The following is a 17,264-nucleotide window of genomic DNA, read 5'->3' as shown; positions in this document are numbered from 1 at the left end:
GCAGCCCTATACGCAGCGGGCACTTTCCGTAGCTGCTGCGTATCTGGCTGCAGAGCAAAGCGAGCCAGGGGTGGTGTCCCTCTACGAAGCTGCCGCCGGAAACCACCTGGTCAACCGCCCCAGGCCGCCAACGCGCCCACCCAGCCGAGGCACGCTCTCGCTCACTGTGCGTGACATACCCCAAACCGGGCAGCCGTCACGTTCGGTCGAACACCCGGCAGCAGAGCGCTGGGCGGATCAGGGGGTGGGGGCGGGCGCGGCACCCTCGTCGAGGGCGGCCAGGATCGCCTCGGCGGTCCGTTTGCCCACGCCGGGGACTTCGGTGATCTCCTCCACGGTGGCGGTGGCGAGCCGCTTGAGCGAGCCGAAGTGCCGCAGGAGTGCCTTGCGGCGCACCTCGCCCAGCCCGGGGATGTTGTCCAGCGCCGACTCGGTCATCCGCTTCGAACGCCGCTGCCGGTGGAAGGTGATGGCAAATCGGTGCGCCTCGTCGCGGACCCGTTGCAGCAGGTAGAGCGCCTCCGAGGCGCGCGGCAGGATGACCGGGAACTCGTCGTCGGGCAGCCAGACCTCCTCCAGCCGCTTGGCCAGCCCGCAGATCGCCACGTCGTCGATACCCAACTCGGCGAGGGCCTGCGCGGCGGCCGCCACCTGCGGCGCGCCACCGTCGACCACGACCAGCTGCGGCGGGTACGCGAACTTGCGCGGCCGCCCGGTGGTGGGGTCGATGCCCGGCCGGTCGGGGTCGCCGGCGGTCTCCTCGCCGATCTCCCCGGTCTCGGCCCGGGCGTCGAGGTAGCGGGCGAAACGCCTCCGCAGCACCTCCGACATGGCGGACAGGTCGTCGGTGGCGCCCCGGACGATGAACCGGCGGTATTCGCTCTTGCGGGGCAGCCCGTCCTCGAAGACGACCATGCTGGCGACGACGTCGGTGCCCTGGATCTGGGAGACGTCGAAGCACTCGATGCGCAGCGGCGAGGTGCGCATGCCGAGCGCGTCGGCGATCTCGTCGAGGGCCTTGCTGCGGGTGGTCAGGTCGCCGGCCCGCTTGAGCTTGTGCCGGGCGAGCGCGTCCTTGGCGTTGCGCTCCACGGTCTCCAGCAGCGACCGCTTGTCGCCGCGCTGCGGAACGCGCAGCGACACCCGGCTGCCCCGGCGGGCGGAGAGCCAGTCGGCGAGCGCCTCGACGTCGCCGGGCAGCTCGGGAACGAGCAGCTCCCTGGGGACATCGGCCTCGCCCTGCTCACCGCCGTAGACCTGGGTGCAGAAGTGGTGCACCAGGTCGCCGGTGGTCAGCTCCTCCGTCTTCTCCACCACCCAGCCGCGCTGGCCCCGCACCCGGCCGTCGCGGACGTGGAAGACCTGGACGGCGGCTTCGAGCGGATCCTCGGCAAAGGCCACCACGTCGGCGTCGGTGCCGTCGCCGAGCACCACCGTCTGCTTCTCCATGGCCCGGCGCAGCGCGGCGACGTCGTCGCGCAGCCGGGCGGCCCGTTCGAAGTCCAGCTGCTCGCTGGCCTCCAGCATCTCCCGTTCGAGCTTGCGGACCATGGTGTCGGTGCGGCCGGCCATGAAGTCGCAGAACCCGTCGACGATCTCCCGGTGCCGCTCGGGGGTGACGCTGCCCACGCAGGGCGCGGAGCACTTGCCGATGTAACCGAGCAGGCAGGGGCGGCCGACCTGGCCGGCCCGTTTGAACACGCCGGAGGAGCAGGTCCGGGCCGGGAAGACGCGCAGCAGCAGGTCCAGCGTCTCGCGGATCGCCCAGGCGTGCGAATACGGCCCGAAGTAGCGCACTCCCTTGCGCTTGGCGCCGCGCATCACCTGCAGCCGCGGGAACTCCTCGTCGAGGGTCACCGCCAGGTACGGGTAGGACTTGTCGTCGCGGTATCGGACGTTGAACTTCGGGTCGTACTGCTTGATCCAGGTGTATTCCTGCTGGAGGGCCTCCACCTCGGTGGCGACGGTGATCCAGTCCACCGATTCGGCGGTGAAGACCATCTGCCGGGTGCGCTGGTGCAGGTTGACCGGATCGGCGAAGTAGGAGTTGAGCCGGCTGCGCAGGTTCCGCGCCTTGCCGACGTAGATCACCCGGCCGGTGCCGTCGCGGAAGCGGTAGACCCCTGGCGACTCCGGAATGGTGCCAGGTGCGGGACGGTAGGTCGAGGGGTCAGCCACGCCGCAAGCCTAGTCCGCACCCCCGACACCCCACCGCCGCCGCGCGCCCCGGGCTGGCGACACGGCGGGCGGGGGACAGCGCCGGATTCGGTCAGGCCAGGGTGATCTGTTCGCCGGTGACCTTGATGTTCTTCGGCGGCAGGGGCCGGGACGCCGGCCCTTCCTTGACGGAACCGTCAACGATCGAGAAGCGGCTGTTGTGGCAGGTGCAGATGATGGTGCCGCCCTCGATCTGCGATACCGGGCAGCCCTGGTGGGTGCAGATCGGGCTGAAGCCCTTGAACTGACCCGCCTCCGGCTGAGTGACGACAACGCCCTTGCTGGCGAAGATCGTCCCCCCGCCGACCGGGATGTCCGTGGTCCGGGCGATGGCTTCACCGGCGCTCGCGGACGCGCCAGGATCGCCGCTGGTCGGGCCAGCGGCGGCCGGGCTCGTCTCCTTGTCGCTGCCACAGGCAGCCAGCACCACCGCCGCGCCGACCGCGCCAGCCCCCGTGAGCAGGGCCCGACGCGTCTGCGTACCCGGCTCGGTCAGCACCTGATCATCACTCATGTCCAGCCTCTCTCTCGGCTGCCGCCTGTCACGGACCCGCGGCTACAGTTTTGGGCACGGATCGCAGTGCCGCGCGGTTCATCCCGACGCGTCACCAATTGAGGTATTGCATGGGCCAGCCCGGCCCGATCGCGCCGCGAGGCGCGTGGACCGGTATCGGCACCGGCCCCCGCGCGGTCGGCTCAGTGCGCCCCGGCCGGCACCTTGCGGGTACGCGACTTCGCGCCGCCGCCGTTGGCCTTCGCCGCCCGGGTGGTGGCCGCCTTGGCGCCCTTGGCCTCGCCGTCGAGCTTGAGCATCGGGCGCAGGAACTGACCGGTGTGGCTCTCCGGCACCTCGGCGACCTCCTCCGGGGTGCCGGTGGCGAGCACCGTCCCACCCCGGTGGCCGCCCTCCGGCCCCATGTCGATGATCCAGTCGGCGCTCTTGATCACATCGAGATTGTGCTCGATGGTGATCACCGTGTTGCCCTTGTCGACCAGACCCTCCAGGACCATCAGCAGCTTGCGGATGTCCTCGAAGTGCAGGCCGGTGGTCGGCTCATCAAGCACGTAGACCGTCCGGCCGGTGGAGCGCTTCTGCAGCTCGGAGGCGAGCTTGACCCGCTGGGCCTCGCCGCCGGACAGTGTCGGGGCGGGCTGCCCCAGCCGGACGTACCCGAGACCCACGTCGACCAGGGTCTTGAGGTGGCGGTGGATGGCCGGGATGGCGGAGAAGAACTCCGCCGCCTCCTCGATCGGCATGTCCAGCACCTCGGCGACCGTCTTGCCCTTGTAGTGGACCTCCAGGGTCTCCCGGTTGTATCGGGCGCCCTTGCACACCTCGCAGGGGACGTAGACGTCCGGCAGGAAGTTCATCTCGATCTTGATGGTGCCGTCGCCGGAGCACGCCTCGCAGCGCCCGCCCTTGACGTTGAACGAGAACCGGCCCGGCCCGTACCCCCGGACCTTGGCCTCGGTGGTCTCGGCGAAGAGCTTGCGGACGTGGTCCCAGACGCCGGTGTAGGTGGCCGGATTCGACCGCGGCGTACGCCCGATCGGCGACTGGTCGACGCCGACGACCTTGTCCACGTGCTCCAGCCCGGTGATCCGGGTGTGCCGGCCGGGGACCAGCCGGGCACGGTTGATCTGGTTGGCCAGGACCGCGTACAGGATGTCGTTGACCAGGGTCGACTTGCCGGAGCCGCTGACCCCGGTGACGGCGATGAGCTGGCCGAGCGGGAACGACACGTTGAGGTTGCGCAGGTTGTGCTCCCGCGCCCCGTGCACCACCAGCTCGCGCCCCGGGGTCTGCGGCCGGCGCAGCCGCGGCGTCGGGATCTCCCGGCGCCCGGACAGGTAGGCCCCGGTGATCGAGTGCTCGTTCTCCAGCAGGGCCGGCACCGAGCCGCTGTGCACGATCCGGCCGCCGTGCTCGCCGGCGCCCGGGCCGATGTCGACGATCCAGTCGGCGACCCGGATCGTGTCCTCGTCGTGCTCGACCACGATCAGCGTGTTGCCCAGCCCACGCAGCCGCAGCAGCGTCTCGATCAGCCGGTGGTTGTCCCGCTGGTGCAGGCCGATGGACGGCTCGTCGAGCACGTAGAGGACGCCGACCAGGCCGGAGCCGATCTGGGTGGCGAGCCGGATGCGCTGCGCCTCGCCGCCGGAGAGGGTGCCCGCCGGGCGATCCAGGGAGAGGTAGTCCAGTCCGACGTCGAGCAGGAACTTCAGCCGGGCGTTGATCTCCTTGAGCACCCGCTCGGCGATCATCCTCTGCCGGTCGGTGAGCTCGATGCCGGCGAGCAGCTCGGCCGCCTCGCCGACGGACAGGTTGCACACCTCGGCGATGCTCTTGCCGGCCAGGGTGACCGCGAGCACCTCCGGCTTGAGCCGGGTGCCGCCGCAGGCCGCGCAGGGCACGTCCCGCATGTAGCCCTCGTACTTGTCCCGCGACCATTCCGACTCGGTGTCCGCGTGGCGCCGCTCGATCCACTGCACCACGCCCTCGAAGCCGGTGTAGTAGGAGCGCTCGCGGCCGTACTTGTTGCGGTAGCGGACGTGCACCTGGTCGTCGGCGCCGTGCAGGATCGTCTTCTGCGCCCGGGACGGCAGCGCCCGCCACGGGGTGTCCAGGTCGAAGTGCTCGGCCTCGCCGAGGGCCTCCAGCAGACGGAGGAAGTAGTCCAGGTTGTGCCCGGTGGCCCAGGGCTGGATGGCGCCCTCGCGCAGGGTGCGCTCCGGGTCCGGGATCACCAGCTCCGGGTCGACCTCCTTCTTGGTGCCCAGCCCGGTGCACTCGGGGCAGGCGCCGTACGGGGCGTTGAAGGAGAAGACCCGGGGCTCCAGGTCCTCGATGGCCAGGGGGTGGTCGTTGGGGCAGGCCAGGTGCTCGGAGAAGCGCCGCTCCCGGTCCGGGTCGTCCTCGGCCAGGTCGACGAAGTCGAGCAGCACGATGCCGCCGGAGAGGCCGAGCGCCGCCTCGACCGAGTCGGTCAGCCGCTGCTTGGCGCCGGGCTTGACGCTGAGCCGGTCGATCACCACCTCGATGGTGTGCTTCTCCTGCTTCTTGAGCTTCGGCGGCTCGGTCAGCGGGTGCACCACGCCGTCGACCCGGGCCCGGGCGTAGCCCTTGGCCTGGAGCTCGGCGAAGAGGTCGACGTACTCGCCCTTGCGGCCGCGCACGACCGGCGCGAGCACCATGAACCGGGTGCCCTCGGCCATGGCGAGCACCCGGTCGACGATCTGCTGCGGGCTCTGCCGCGAGATCCGTTCGCCGCAGACCGGGCAGTGCGGCTCGCCGATCCGGGCGAACAGCAGCCGCAGGTAGTCGTAGACCTCGGTGATGGTGCCGACGGTGGAGCGCGGGTTGCGCGAGGTGGACTTCTGGTCGATGGACACCGCGGGGCTGAGGCCCTCGATGAAGTCGACGTCGGGCTTGTCCATCTGGCCGAGGAACTGCCGGGCGTACGACGACAGCGACTCGACGTAGCGCCGCTGGCCCTCGGCGAAGATGGTGTCGAACGCCAGGCTCGACTTGCCCGACCCGGAGAGCCCGGTGAAGACGATCAGGGCGTCCCGGGGCAGGTCGAGACTGACGTCACGCAGGTTGTGCTCGCGCGCGCCACGGATGATCAGTCGGTCGGCCACGGTCCGTGTACTCCCGGAAGAAGAATGTGAGGCGGATCTGTCCGCTCGGAACGTGCTCTGAGCGGTTTTCGAGGGTCGTCGAGGCGCAGGAAACACGCCTCGGCAACTCTAGCCCCGGGGTACGACAACTTCCGTCGTGAGCGCATTCCACCAGGTCAGCCCGGTCACGCCGCCCCTGAGCTGGTCGGCGTGACCGGGTATTCGACTCAGTATCCGCCGGGCGACGGCGGGGGTGCCGGACGGGCTGTCCGCCGCCGGGCGCCCCGCCAGCTTCCCCGCCGCTCGGCGGCCAGCCGGGTCTCCCGGCGCCGGCTCTCGTACGCCACCTCCCGCTGGAGCCGGCGCCAGCTCTCCCAGCGCCGGGCGGACAGTTCGCCGCTCTCCAGGGCCGACCGCACCGCGCAGGCCGGCTCGGCCTCGTGCGCGCAGTCGGCGTACCGGCAGCCGACGGCGAGTTCGGCGATGTCCGCAAAGGCCCGGTCCAGGCCGGCCGAGCCGTCCAGCAGGCCGACCGCCCGGACGCCCGGGGTGTCCAGCACCGCGCCCCCGCCCGGGACGGGCACCAGCGCCCGCCAGGTCGTGGTGTGCCGGCCCTTGCCGTCCACCCGGCGGATCGCCTGGGTACGCATCACCTCCGCCCCGGCAAGGGCGTTGACCAGGCTCGACTTGCCCGCCCCGGAGGGCCCGAGCAGGCCGAGGGTCCGCCCCGGCGCCACGTACGGGCGCAGTGGGTCCAGCCCGGTGCCCTGCTCGGCGCTGACCGGCAGCACCGGCACCCCGGGCGCGAGGGCGGCGAGTTGCCGGGCGACCGCCGCCGGGTCGGCGGCGAGGTCCGCCTTGGTGAGCACGAGCAGCGGCGCGGCGCCGGACTCGTGGGCGAGGGAGAGCAGCCGTTCGATGCGTGCGGCGTCCGGCTCGGGGTGCACCGGCTCGACCACCGCGGCGGCGTCGAGGTTGGCGGCGAGCACCTGCCCGCTGGCGTCCTTGCCGGCGGTCCGCCGGACCAGCGCGGTGCGGCGGGGCAGCACCGCCTCGACGGTCACCGGCCCGTCCGGCCAGGTGGCCAGCAGCACCCAGTCGCCGGCGCAGGGCAGGGCGGCCAGGTCGCGGGCCGCGGCGGCCAGCACCGCGCCGCCCAGGCTGGCCCGGACCGGCCCGTCCGGGCAGAGCACGGTGCAGATCCCGCGGTCGACCCGGGCCACCCGGCCCGGGCGGTGGTCGGTGCGCCGTCGTACGTGGGCCGCCCAGTCGGCGTCCCAGCCGAGGGCGGTCAGATCGAGTGTCATGGTGTCCTCATCGGTGTCGAGGGGGTTCATGGCGGAACACGGGTGCTACGACCGGCATGCTCACCACCTCCGCTCCGACTCCCGGTGCCGCGTTCGACGCCGACGGTAGGGGGCGCACCGACGCGCCGAAAGCGATTTCCCCGGCGACGCGGCGGCGCCGGACCGTTAGGGTCTTTCCGTGAGCGCGAGGAGTGAGCCGATCCTGCGAGCCCCGCAGTCGCGAATCGAGGTGGCGCCGTGACCACCGATCCGCTGCTGCTGACCGGCGAGGTGGCCGACGCCACGGCCCGGCTGCTGCACACCGCGGCCGCGTTCGACGCCGCCGACGTCGCCGCCGCGTCCCTGCTGCCGCGTTGGACCCGCGGACACGTGCTGACCCACCTGGCCCGCAACGCCGACGGCTTCGTCAACCTGCTCACCGCCGCGCGCACCGGCGAACCCATCCCGATGTACGCCAGCGCCGACGCCCGCGCCGCCGACATCGAGGCCGGGGCCGGCCGTACGCCGGGCGACCTCCGCGACGACCTGCGCCGCAGCGCGGAGCGCTTCGCCGCAGCGGTCGACGCGATGCCGGTCGAGGCGTGGGCGGCCACCGTGGAGACCCGGCGCGGCCCGTGGCCGGCGGCCCTGCTGGTCTGGGGGCGGCTGCGGGAGATCGAGGTGCACCATGTCGACCTGGCCGCCGGCTACCGGCCGACCGACTGGACGGATGCGTTCGCCCAGCGGCTGCTGCACGAGGTGGCGGCCGGGCTGGACGGCAATTCCGAGGCGCCGGCCATGGTGCTGCGGTTCGACGGCGTCCGCCAGGAGCTCGTCGTGGGCGAGCCCGAGGGGGCGCCGACGATCACCGGCCCCGCGCCGGAACTCGCCGCCTGGCTGATCGGGCGCAGCGCCGGCGAGGTGCTCACCGTCACCCCCGACGGCCCCCTGCCGACCCCACCGGAATGGATATAGAAGTGGTCATGCCCTACACCGGAGACGTCACGCCCGGCGGCGCGCCGGCCGTCCGCGAACTCGACCGGCTCACCGTCACCAAGGTGTCGGTGGGGCCGATGGACAACAACGCCTACCTGCTGCGCTGCCGAAACAGTGGCGAGCAGGTGCTGATCGACGCCGCGAACGAGGCGCCCCGCCTGCTCGACCTGGTCGGCGACGGCGGCCTGGCCGCGGTGGTCACCACGCACCGGCACATGGACCACTGGGTGGCCCTGGAGGAGGTGGTCGCCAAGACCGGCGCCCGAGCGCTGGTGCACGCCGACGACGCCGAGGGGCTGCCGATCGAGGCCGAGCCGCTGCGCGAGGGCGACACGGTCGCCGTCGGTGACTGCGCCCTGGAGGTGATCCACCTCAAGGGCCACACCCCGGGCTCGATCGCGCTGCTCTACCGGGACCCGTCCGGCGTCCCGCACCTGTTCACCGGCGACAGCCTGTTTCCCGGCGGGGTCGGCAACACCGACCAGGACCCGGACCGGTTCGGGCAGCTCGTCGACGACGTCGAGCACAAGCTGTTCGACCGGCTGCCGGACGAGACCTGGTTCTACCCGGGGCACGGCAAGGACAGCACCCTCGGCGCCGAGCGGCCCGCGCTGCCGCAGTGGCGGGCCCGCGGCTGGTGAGCTGCCCGCCGGGGCGGTCCTGGCTGGTCGCCAGCGCCGGTCAGGACCCCCGTCGGTCCCTGACCGGCCTGGTCAGGAGGCGATGCCGGCGCCGGTCACCGCGCGCAGCCGGCGCCGGGTGACGAGCAGCACCGGACCGGCGAGCAGCAGGCCGACCGCCATGGTGAGCACCGTCGGGTTCGGCGCCCCGGGCAGCAGACCGGTCACCGCCCGCGCGGTGGTGCCGAGGGCCACGTACACACCGGCCCAGAGCGCCGCGCCGAGCGCCGCGCAGGACACGAACTTGCGGTACGGCATGCGCAGTCCGCCGGCGGCCAGGGGCAGCAGCGCGTTGAACACCGGCAGGAACGGCGCCACCAGCACCATCCGGCCGCCGCCGCGGCGCAGGATCGCCTCGGCCGCGACCCAGCGCGACTCGCCGATCCAGTCACCCACCCGGCTGCGCCGCAGCCGCTCGCCCCAGCGCCGCCCGGCCAGGAAACTCAGCGACCAGCCGGCGAGGCAGCCGGCCACCACCGCCGCCACGGTGGCCAGCCCGGTCGTCGGCCGGCCCGCGGCGACCGCGGCGAGGACGGCGGCATCGCCGGGCACCAGCACCCCGAGCAGCGGTACGGCGTCGGCCAGCATGACCATGCCCAGCATCCCCATCAGCAGGCTGGTGGGGAGCTCCCCGACCTCGGCCAGCAGATCCGTCATGGCCCGTAGGCTACGGCCGCCGAACCGGACACACATCCGGCCGTCTCCCCCAGCGTCCCCTGATTCCGGCTCGGGGTCGTCCCCGAGCGGCGGGTCCGTCACCGGGGGCGCAGCACCTGCACCCGGCGTACCGGGGAGTCGACCGAGGGCTCGGTGGTGGGCACCGGGTAGCTGGTCACCACCTCCAGCCGGTCGGGTGGCAGGTGCCCCCGGTCCGGGTCGCCGACCAGCACCTCGACGCCCCGGTCGGCGGCACGTTGGAGGAACGGCAGCACCCGCTCGGCCAGCGCCGCCTCGTAGAGGATGTCGCCGGCCAGCAGCAGGTCGGTGGGCACCATGGCGTCCAGCAGGTCGTCACCGGTGGCCGCCACGGCCACCTGGTTGGCCCGCGCGTTGACCGTGACGGCGGCGACCGCGAACGGGTCGATGTCGTTGGCGACCACGCGCTCGGCGCCGGCGAGCGCGGCGGCGATGGCCACCAACCCGGAGCCGGCGGCCAGATCGAGCACCCGCCGGCCGGCGGCCAGCTCGGGGTGGTCGAGCAGGTGGCGGGCCAGCGCCTGGCCGCCGGCCCAGACCGAGGCCCAGTAGGGCGGCGGCAGCGAGCGGCCGGCCGTCGCCTCCATCCGGGCCCACCAGACGATCGCGTCCTCGGCGAGGTGCAGCCGTACCTCGGGCACGAACGGCGGGGCAACCAGGCGGAGGCGGTCCAGGCCGCCGCCGGGCGCGGCGATCTCCCGTTCCAGGTCGGCCAGCGCCGTCTGTGCCCTCACCGGGGCAAGCATGCCGGGCCCCGACCGGTCGCGGAGGTATTTTCCCGCTCGGGTTGTATTAACGAGCCACGCCGGCACTTCCGCCAGCAGATCCCGGTTCTGGCGGTTAGTGTCGGGAAGGTACAGGGCGATCACCGGCCGCGGCCGGTGGTCAGCCGCTTTGAACAGGGAGAGACGCATGGCAACCGGCACGGTCAAGTGGTTCAACTCGGAAAAGGGCTTCGGCTTCATCGAACAGGACGGCGGAGGGCCGGACGTGTTCGTCCACTACTCGGCCATCCAGAGCGGCGGCTACCGCGAGCTGCAGGAGGGCCAGAAGGTCGAGTTCGAGGTGACCCAGGGGCAGAAGGGCCCGCAGGCGGACAACGTCCGCCCGCTGTAGGTCCGTGCCAGCGGCGGCGGTCGGGCTTCCGGCCGCCGCCGCAGCCCATGCTCAGACCGGCGACGCCGGCAGGTCACGGCGCCGTCGCAGCGGCCCGACCAGCAGGATCAGCGGGGTCAGCGCCAGCCAGCCGGTCATCACCTGGATCGCCCTGGCCGGCCCCCACGCCGCGCCCAGCACGCCGGCCAGCACGGCGGCCAGCGGGATGGTCCCGTAGTTCAGCAGCTGCATGCTCACCGTCACCCGCCCGAGCAACGCGTGCGGGGTGTACGTCTGCCGGAAACTGCCCTTGACCACGTTGCCCACGGCTACTCCCAGGCTGACCAGCGCGCCGCCGAGCACGAGCCAGGCCACCCGCGGGCCCGGGCCCGCCAGCGGGATGAGCAGCGCCGGCGGGCCGGTGAGCACGGCGGCGAACAGCAACGCGCGGGCGGAGCCGAGCCGGCGGGCGAGCACGCCGGCCAGGCCCGCGCCGACGATCCCGCCCACACTGGCCAGTCCGATCAGCAGGCCCACCAGGCCGGCCGGCAACCCCGCGGAGCGGACCAGGAAGACCACGAGGACGGCCTGGTAGCCGGTGAGCCCGATGTTGCTGGCCGCCCCGAACACGGTCAGGACCCGCAGGTACGGGTCCCGGACGACGAACCGCAGCCCGTCCGCCACCTCGCGCCTCAGCGAGGGTGGTCCGTCGGGGCGGCCGGGTCGCGGCTCGACCGTCCGGATGCGCCCCAGGCAGGCGGCGGAGACCAGGAAGCTCAGCGCGTCGAGCAGCACCGCGGTCACCGCACCGGCGAGCTGGGCGATCAGGCCGGCCAGCCCGGGGCCGACGAGGTAGCTCGCGGTCTGCGTGGCGTGCAGCTTCGCGTTCCCCTCCGACACCTCCTCGGGCCGCAGCAGGGTGGGCAGGTAGACCTGGTCGGCGGTTTCGAAGAAGACCCGGGCCAGGCCGGCGCCCAGCGCCACCACGAGGAGTTGGGCGACGGTGAGCACGTCGAGCACGGCGGCCACCGGGACGCTGAGGAACAGCGCCGCCGAAACCAGGTCCGCGGCGATCATCACCGGTCGGCGGCGGACCCGGTCCACCCAGGCCCCGGCGGGCAGGCCGACCAGCAGCCACGGCAGCCAGGCCGCCGCGGTGAGGACCGCCACCTGGAACGTGGTCGCGTCCAGCACCGCCACCGCGGCCAGCGGCAGCGCCACGGCGGTCACGTTGCTGCCGACGGCGCTGACCGTCTGGCCGGCCCAGAGCAGCCGGAAGTCACGGTGCCGGAACAGGCCGCCGCGTCGCCGCGCCTCGCGCACGGGTGTGGTCGTACCGGCGGGCGCGGCCTCGGCCGGGCGGGCGGTCACGGCTGCCCGGGGACGCCGTGCGCGAACAGGAAGACCGGCTCGCGTCGCCGCCCGTCGTCCGGGACCGGCCGCTCGGCCCAGCGGGCGAACAGCTCGGTCACCTCGCGCCCCAGCTCGGCGAGTTCCTCGGGTGTCAGGTGCAGCCAGCGGTCGGTGCTGAACGGCCCCTCGCCCCAGGCGGCGTGGGCCTCGTCGGCTGCGGCGTGCCAGGCGCGGACGAGGGCGACGTGGCGGTCCAGGTTGAGCGAGGTGGCGGCGTCGGCCACCGCTCGGGCGGCGGGGTCGGCGTCGAAGTCGGCGTTGGACCAGCGCACGGCGCGGGAGCGCAACCGCCACCAGCGCTCCCGGCGGTCCCGGGCCAGTTCGGGTGCCTCGTCCACCAGCTCGGCGGCGGCCAGCACCTTCAGGTGGTGGCTGACGTTCGCCGGCGCCTGGCCGGTCCGCTCGGCGAGCAGGCCGACGGTCGACGGACCGTGGACCTTGAGCACGTCCATGAGGCGGCGACGCAACGGATGGGCGAGCGCCGCGAGGACGCGGGAGTCGGTGACGTGTCGGACGTCGGAATTCTCCACGGGGAGACTCTGGCATCCGCAAGAGCGGTTGCGCAAGAGTCATTGCGGGAATGCTCGGGGCGCCGGTCGCGCCGCGCTACAGCCGCCGCGCCCGGCCGGCGCCCCGGTCAGGAGGTCAGCCGCCGGGACTGACCTCATCGCGGGGGTCTTGCGATAGACGTACTTGCGGGCGCATTTGCCGCAAGAAGCGCTAACGCGTGAGATCGCTTCGGTCGACCGACTCCAAACAGGGGTAGGGCTCGATCCAGCGCCTCGCCTCGGTCGGCTACCAGTGGGCCTTCCACGCCCTGACCACCTCACCCGGTGCCCTGGCCCACTACCGCCGCCAGCGAGATGGCGGCTGCTGGAATGCCGCCGCGCAACGCAACATGTTCAACCGGGTGCTCGGCATCCTCCATCACTGCCTGACCACCGGACAGCCCTAGAAACCAGAGCCTTTCCCCCGCGGGCACCGGCATATCCGACAACCCACAGCCCGGAAACAGCGGCCACACCCGCCAACCGTGGGCGCTGCCCCACACGCCGGCCCTCCAAGGAGCCGCCGGTTGACATATACCCCGGTGGGAGGTCTCAGAGATGGGCCGGGGCACCCGAGCTACGGGCCAAATCCCCAAGACGTTTGCACCTCGGTGAACAGGTTGAAAGCGTCGCCGACTCGGAAGGCACCGTTGCTCGCGGGGGCGCTTCGGCGAGACACCCACGTATGGCAGCGCGCCCCATCCTGCTTGTGGCGTCCGGTACCAGAACCGCGGCGAACTCGACTTCGATCCAGTTCAGCCAGGACGCGTAGGTTGGTAGGAACACCAGGTCTATCCGGTTGGCGGCGCAGCAGGCGCGAACCTCGGGGTGCTTGTGCGGCGAGAAGTTGTCCACGATCAGGTAGAGGCGCTGCTCGGGCCAGCGGCGGCGCAGCACCTTGAGGAAGCTGAGGAACTCGCGCCAGCGTTTGCGGTCGCGGATGCGGTAATGCAGCCGTCCGGTGGCCAGGTCGAGGGCGGCGATCATGTGCCGCACGCCCTGGTCGCGGGTGTAGGTGGCCCGCAGCCGCACCGGCTGCCCATGGGGTCGCCAGGCGCGGCCGGGGCGGGGTTTGCAGGCTCAACGGACCGAACTCGTCGACGCAGATCGCCCGCCCGCCGGCGGGTGGGTGGTCGTAGAGGTCCAGGATCCGGCGCATCTTGTTCGTGAAGTCGGGGTTGGTGCTGGCCTTCCATGTCTTGGTGGCCTGCCACGACACCCCGCGCTCGCGCAGGATCCGCCGGATCGTCTCGACGCTGATCGCCGCGACGCAGCCGGCCTCGATCAGGTAGTCGCGCAGCTTGGCAAGCGACCAGCAGGAGAACGGCCGGCCGACGAAACGGGGGCCGCACCGGGCGATGACACAGATCCGGTCACGGGTCTGCTCATCGATCCGTCTCGGTGCGCCCCCGCTCCATTTTGGCCCAGCGCGTCGAACCCCCGATCGTTGAACGCGTGGATCACGTCCCGCACGTAGTCCTCGCTGGTCTTGAGCAGGTGGGCGATGTCCGGGGCTGGCTGTCCCTGGGCGGACATCAGCACCACGATCGCCCGCCGCAGCTTCACCGGGTCCTTCGCCGTCCGGCTGATCCGCTGTAACCGCTGACCCTCAGCCATCGACACCTGCCGGACAAACACCTCCGGGCGCTACCCACCCGGCACCACCTCCCACATACGTTGGGAGACAGCCTGCCCGACAGGTACTCAGAACCGACGGATTAAACGATCAACGTTCAAAGACGAGACACTAGTAGCCACGCTTCAACCTCAGATATAGACCGCTAGCAAGGTCGACGAAGCCGGGGTGGCCGTTGTAATGACGCAGCACTTCCTGGAGCCGGTCACTATCCGGCATCCCGTACTCCTCATCAACCGGAATCTGCGCATTCTTCAAATAATTCTCGATCGCGAGATCAATCGACTCCTCGTCTGATATTGGCGTCGGCGACGTAACTTGCATTACCCCATAGGAGCCGCGCGGGAAAAATCGTCCCTTCACATACTCAAGCCTTCGGAACCAATGCGGTCGCTGAAGATTCTCTGCGTAGAGTACTGCCAGAACCAGATCCTCGTCTGCACCAGCCTCTTTGGCTTTCTGCTGCGCATGGTCGACCAATCTCCGAGGCGCTTCTCGAACCGCGATGTCGTACAGGTCGCCTGCCTGATGACGCATGCGAGTTGCATCGAGGACGACTACGCCCAATACCGCTACGAAGACGGCCGTCCAGATCGCCTTGAAGAATTCGTCGATGGGAGGAACCACGAACCCGAATGGCCCGGGGCCGAGCCCACCAAGAAGAGCCGCAGCAATAGACAAGGCCGCGAGCGAAAATTGCAGGAGAGCGTCCGGTCCCCACGCATGGCGCCAACTGTTCCGAAGCGCGCTAACCATGGGAAGCCCATGATTCAGGAAGCTGTGGCCTAGTCCGATTATCAGGGCAGTCAAGAATCCTACAGATTTTTCCCTGTGGGCCATCGTAGACATGAGCAATGAGACGAGGTAAACCGGAGAGAGAATGAAAAGTAGGTACCTCTGAACCGACCTATTGACCACCAGACCGAAGCTTCGTGTCATGGTTACGTAGTTTGATGGCCACTCTAGCCGCACGGCCCTGTAGAAGACGTGCAGCAGCCCGACGCCAAGCAGCCCAAAGAGAACGGCGCTAGAGATCTGCCTCATTGACCACAGCTCCTAGAGCAAGGGCCGTCATGCCCATACGAGCGACTCGGCCACGTCGCGAGGGGGGAGCCCAGTGCGAAGGGAGAGTTCATCATGGCTGGCACAGTAGACAGCAAGAAGCCGGGGTGTTGCCCCGGCGGTGGCGAGCCCCACAGAGGTAGTTGCGCCAGCGGGATCAGACGGCGGTGTGCCACTGCGTGCCAGCAAGTGGTGGCTCGAACGGGCACGCGGGTCGCCCGCATCCCCGCCACGAGTAGGAATTTGGGGCATCTTGGGGCGGTGATCTTCGTCCTTAGTGGTGCACCGCGCCGGGCAGTTGCCCCGAGGATATCCACGCCCACCGAGAACTGCCCAGGTCAGAGGCACTATCTGGAACTACGGGCAACCTGTGGACGGTGGCTGCGCCAGGGGGAGCACAATGGCCGACGGATGCGCCGGGTCGTGCAGGATCTCCCGCCAGCCAGCACGAAGAGTAACGGCAGTGCCGAGCGGCTCGCCCGTGCCCGGGTTCCGCGCGTAGCGCGGGTGGGCGCCGCCGGAGACCTGGACGCGCAGCCGGTGCCCGGGCGCGAAGCGGTGCGCGATCGGCCAGAGGGTGACCGGCACCCGAACCACGCCGGAGGGATCCGTCGGGAAGCGGCCGGGAGCGACCCGCACCAGACCGTCGCAGACGTTCCAGGACCGGCCCCGGCGGTCCACGTCGCAGAGCCGCACGAAGACGTCCAGGTAGGACAGCTCGCTGCGGACGTGGACCTCGGCGCGGACCGGGCCGACCACCTCGACCGGCGCGTCCAGCGCAGCGCTGGTGTACGTCAGCACGTCCGCCCGGGCCTCCACGGGCCGGTTGTCCACCGCACCGGCCCGCTGGGCGACCAGCAGCGGGCCACCGAGCGACGGCGTGGGGTCGGCCGGGTCGTACCAGATCCGGTCGGGCGGGGACGAGGGCGCGGCGGCGGTGCCGAGGGCCCGGCCGGGGTGCAGGTGCCACCGGATCGGCACCGCCGGTGGGGGCCAGTCCGGCAGGTCCCGCCAGCCGCCGCCGTCGCCGCCGACATGCACCCGGACCGGGGCACGGCGCGGCCCCGGACGGCCGGCCAGGTGCTCGTCGAGCCAGTCGAGGCCCTCCCGGATGGACGCCACGAGCAGGCCCGGACTGCCGTGGGTCCACGGTCCGACAATCAGCCGGAGCCGGGCGCCGGCCGCGCGGAGCCGGGCGTAGTCGTCGAGCTGGGCGGGGAGGAAGATGTCCTGCCAGCCGCTGACCATCGCCACCGGGGCACGTACCTCGGCGATCCGGTTTCCGAAGACCCGGGGGCGCCAGTAGTCGGCGTCGGGGGTGTGGTGGCGCAGCCACTCCTGGAAGAACGGCACGGTCACTCCGGTGGCGATGCGGTCGGCCTCCGCCAGCGGCAGGTGGGCAAGTGCCCGGGCCAGCCGGGGCTGCCCCCGCTTCAGCTCCCACTGCCGCACCAGCCACGGCACGGTCTGCGCCTGGAGCAGTTCCGCCCAGGTCAGCACGGTGTCCAGCGCGAACGACTCCCCCGCGTACGTCGAGTCCCGGGTGGCCGACGCGGTCACCACGGCGACCAGCGCGCGCAGCTCGTCGGCCGCCTCGGCGGCGAGCGCCCACTGCACGAAGCCCTGGTAGCTGGCGCCGAACATGCCGAATGCCCCGGACCACCAACGCTGCCGACGCAGCCAGTCGAGGGTGTCCAGGCCGTCGTCGCGCTCGTGCACCAGCGGGGCGAACTCACCGCCGGATCCGAACGTGCCCCGGCAGGACTGGATCACCACGTGGAAGCCACGTTCGGCGGTGAGCCGACCCAGCAGCCGCGTCGGCCCGCCCCGCCCGTACGGCGTGCGGATGAGCACGGTGGGCGCGCCCGGCAGGTCCGGGGCGTAGTGGTCGGTGCGGAGGATGACGCCGTCGCGGACCCGGACCGGGATGTCCCGGGCCACCGCGATCCGCCGGGTCCGGGCGGCGGGCAACCGCAGCGCCGCGGTGACCAGCCGGGTGACGAGCCGATCCACG

Annotated in this window: 15 protein-coding genes and 3 pseudogenes; 5 read left to right on the top strand and 13 right to left on the bottom strand. The window is 71.7% G+C overall.

Features of this window, described 5'->3' with window-relative positions:
- Positions 1-237: 237 nt before the first annotated feature.
- The 4 genes from uvrC to rsgA all read right to left on the bottom strand — a co-directional run bounded on the left by uvrC (position 238) and on the right by rsgA (position 7,145).
- Positions 238-2,178, bottom strand: coding sequence for an excinuclease ABC subunit UvrC (gene uvrC / locus ACNAVT_RS12135; protein ID WP_416295615.1), 1,941 nt, complete (start codon positions 2,176-2,178; stop codon positions 238-240).
- A gap of 91 nt (positions 2,179-2,269) precedes the next feature.
- Entirely contained in the window at positions 2,270-2,731 is a 462-nt protein-coding gene (locus tag ACNAVT_RS12130; RefSeq protein ID WP_416295613.1) for a Rieske (2Fe-2S) protein, read from the bottom strand.
- Between the two features lie 182 nt (positions 2,732-2,913).
- Positions 2,914-5,859, bottom strand: coding sequence for an excinuclease ABC subunit UvrA (uvrA, locus tag ACNAVT_RS12125; protein ID WP_416295611.1), 2,946 nt, complete (start codon positions 5,857-5,859; stop codon positions 2,914-2,916).
- 206 nt (positions 5,860-6,065) lie between these two features.
- On the bottom strand, positions 6,066-7,145 hold the full coding sequence (rsgA, locus tag ACNAVT_RS12120) for a ribosome small subunit-dependent GTPase A (RefSeq protein ID WP_416295608.1): 1,080 nt from the start codon (positions 7,143-7,145) through the stop codon (positions 6,066-6,068).
- 237 nt (positions 7,146-7,382) lie between these two features.
- Here rsgA and ACNAVT_RS12115 point away from each other — a divergent pair, with 237 nt between their 5' ends.
- Positions 7,383-8,099, top strand: coding sequence for a maleylpyruvate isomerase family mycothiol-dependent enzyme (locus ACNAVT_RS12115; RefSeq protein ID WP_416295606.1), 717 nt, complete (start codon positions 7,383-7,385; stop codon positions 8,097-8,099).
- An 8-nt stretch (positions 8,100-8,107) separates the two neighbouring features.
- Positions 8,108-8,761, top strand: a complete 654-nt coding sequence (locus tag ACNAVT_RS12110; protein ID WP_416295604.1) for an MBL fold metallo-hydrolase — start codon at positions 8,108-8,110, stop codon at positions 8,759-8,761.
- 72 nt (positions 8,762-8,833) lie between these two features.
- On the opposite strand, the gene ACNAVT_RS12105 is transcribed toward ACNAVT_RS12110, so the two are convergent.
- On the bottom strand, positions 8,834-9,457 hold the full coding sequence (locus tag ACNAVT_RS12105) for a DedA family protein (RefSeq protein WP_416295602.1): 624 nt from the start codon (positions 9,455-9,457) through the stop codon (positions 8,834-8,836).
- Between the two features lie 98 nt (positions 9,458-9,555).
- Positions 9,556-10,242 (bottom strand): class I SAM-dependent methyltransferase, encoded by a 687-nt coding sequence (locus ACNAVT_RS12100; RefSeq protein WP_416295600.1) that lies wholly within the window; start codon positions 10,240-10,242, stop codon positions 9,556-9,558.
- A gap of 166 nt (positions 10,243-10,408) precedes the next feature.
- Between ACNAVT_RS12100 and ACNAVT_RS12095 the strand changes: the two genes are divergently transcribed.
- Positions 10,409-10,612, top strand: a complete 204-nt coding sequence (locus ACNAVT_RS12095; protein WP_357546200.1) for a cold-shock protein — start codon at positions 10,409-10,411, stop codon at positions 10,610-10,612.
- Between the two features lie 51 nt (positions 10,613-10,663).
- Here ACNAVT_RS12095 and ACNAVT_RS12090 read toward each other — a convergent pair whose 3' ends face one another.
- Positions 10,664-11,914, bottom strand: a complete 1,251-nt coding sequence (locus ACNAVT_RS12090) for an MFS transporter (protein WP_416295597.1) — start codon at positions 11,912-11,914, stop codon at positions 10,664-10,666.
- A 44-nt stretch (positions 11,915-11,958) separates the two neighbouring features.
- Positions 11,959-12,534: an ArsR/SmtB family transcription factor gene (locus ACNAVT_RS12085; protein WP_416295595.1), complete on the bottom strand. Its 576-nt coding sequence runs from the start codon at positions 12,532-12,534 to the stop codon at positions 11,959-11,961.
- Between the two features lie 248 nt (positions 12,535-12,782).
- Here ACNAVT_RS12085 and ACNAVT_RS12080 point away from each other — a divergent pair.
- Positions 12,783-12,959, top strand: a pseudogene (locus ACNAVT_RS12080) (IS110 family transposase); the annotation flags it as partial.
- 145 nt (positions 12,960-13,104) lie between these two features.
- Here the strand turns inward: ACNAVT_RS12080 and ACNAVT_RS12075 are convergent.
- Entirely contained in the window at positions 13,105-13,584 is a 480-nt protein-coding gene (locus tag ACNAVT_RS12075; RefSeq protein WP_416295593.1) for a transposase, read from the bottom strand.
- A 128-nt stretch (positions 13,585-13,712) separates the two neighbouring features.
- Between ACNAVT_RS12075 and ACNAVT_RS12070 the strand changes: the two genes are divergently transcribed.
- Positions 13,713-13,844 carry a hypothetical protein gene (locus ACNAVT_RS12070; protein ID WP_416295591.1) on the top strand — a complete coding sequence of 44 codons (132 nt, stop codon included), beginning with the start codon at positions 13,713-13,715 and terminating at the stop codon, positions 13,842-13,844.
- Here ACNAVT_RS12070 and ACNAVT_RS12065 read toward each other — a convergent pair.
- The 4 genes and pseudogenes from ACNAVT_RS12065 to ACNAVT_RS12050 all read right to left on the bottom strand — a co-directional run.
- A pseudogene (locus ACNAVT_RS12065) lies at positions 13,844-13,945 on the bottom strand (helix-turn-helix domain-containing protein); the annotation flags it as partial. The gene ACNAVT_RS12070 and the pseudogene ACNAVT_RS12065 overlap by 1 nt on opposite strands.
- A 68-nt stretch (positions 13,946-14,013) precedes the next feature.
- Positions 14,014-14,088 (bottom strand): annotated as a pseudogene (locus tag ACNAVT_RS12060) (helix-turn-helix domain-containing protein); the annotation flags it as partial.
- A 211-nt stretch (positions 14,089-14,299) separates the two neighbouring features.
- Entirely contained in the window at positions 14,300-14,944 is a 645-nt protein-coding gene (locus ACNAVT_RS12055; protein WP_416295589.1) for a hypothetical protein, read from the bottom strand.
- 663 nt (positions 14,945-15,607) lie between these two features.
- A complete protein-coding gene (locus tag ACNAVT_RS12050) occupies positions 15,608-17,263 on the bottom strand; it encodes a CocE/NonD family hydrolase (RefSeq protein WP_416295648.1) in 1,656 nt (551 codons plus the stop codon).
- Position 17,264 lies beyond the last annotated feature (1 nt).

The sequence above is a fragment of the Micromonospora sp. SL4-19 genome, from assembly GCF_047921475.1.
GTDB lineage: Bacteria > Actinomycetota > Actinomycetes > Mycobacteriales > Micromonosporaceae > Micromonospora.
Note: the sequence above shows the minus strand (reverse complement) of the source record. Positions and strands in the feature narration are given on the sequence as shown.

Coding starts and splice junctions, on each gene's coding strand:
- ACNAVT_RS12130 (WP_416295613.1), bottom strand. CDS start 2,731: ATGAGTGATGATCAGGTGCTGACCGAGCCGGGTACGCAGACGCGTCGG.
- rsgA (WP_416295608.1), bottom strand. CDS start 7,145: ATGACACTCGATCTGACCGCCCTCGGCTGGGACGCCGACTGGGCGGCC.
- ACNAVT_RS12110 (WP_416295604.1), top strand. CDS start 8,108: ATGCCCTACACCGGAGACGTCACGCCCGGCGGCGCGCCGGCCGTCCGC.
- ACNAVT_RS12105 (WP_416295602.1), bottom strand. CDS start 9,457: ATGACGGATCTGCTGGCCGAGGTCGGGGAGCTCCCCACCAGCCTGCTG.
- ACNAVT_RS12100 (WP_416295600.1), bottom strand. CDS start 10,242: ATGCTTGCCCCGGTGAGGGCACAGACGGCGCTGGCCGACCTGGAACGG.
- ACNAVT_RS12095 (WP_357546200.1), top strand. CDS start 10,409: ATGGCAACCGGCACGGTCAAGTGGTTCAACTCGGAAAAGGGCTTCGGC.
- ACNAVT_RS12055 (WP_416295589.1), bottom strand. CDS start 14,944: ATGGTTAGCGCGCTTCGGAACAGTTGGCGCCATGCGTGGGGACCGGAC.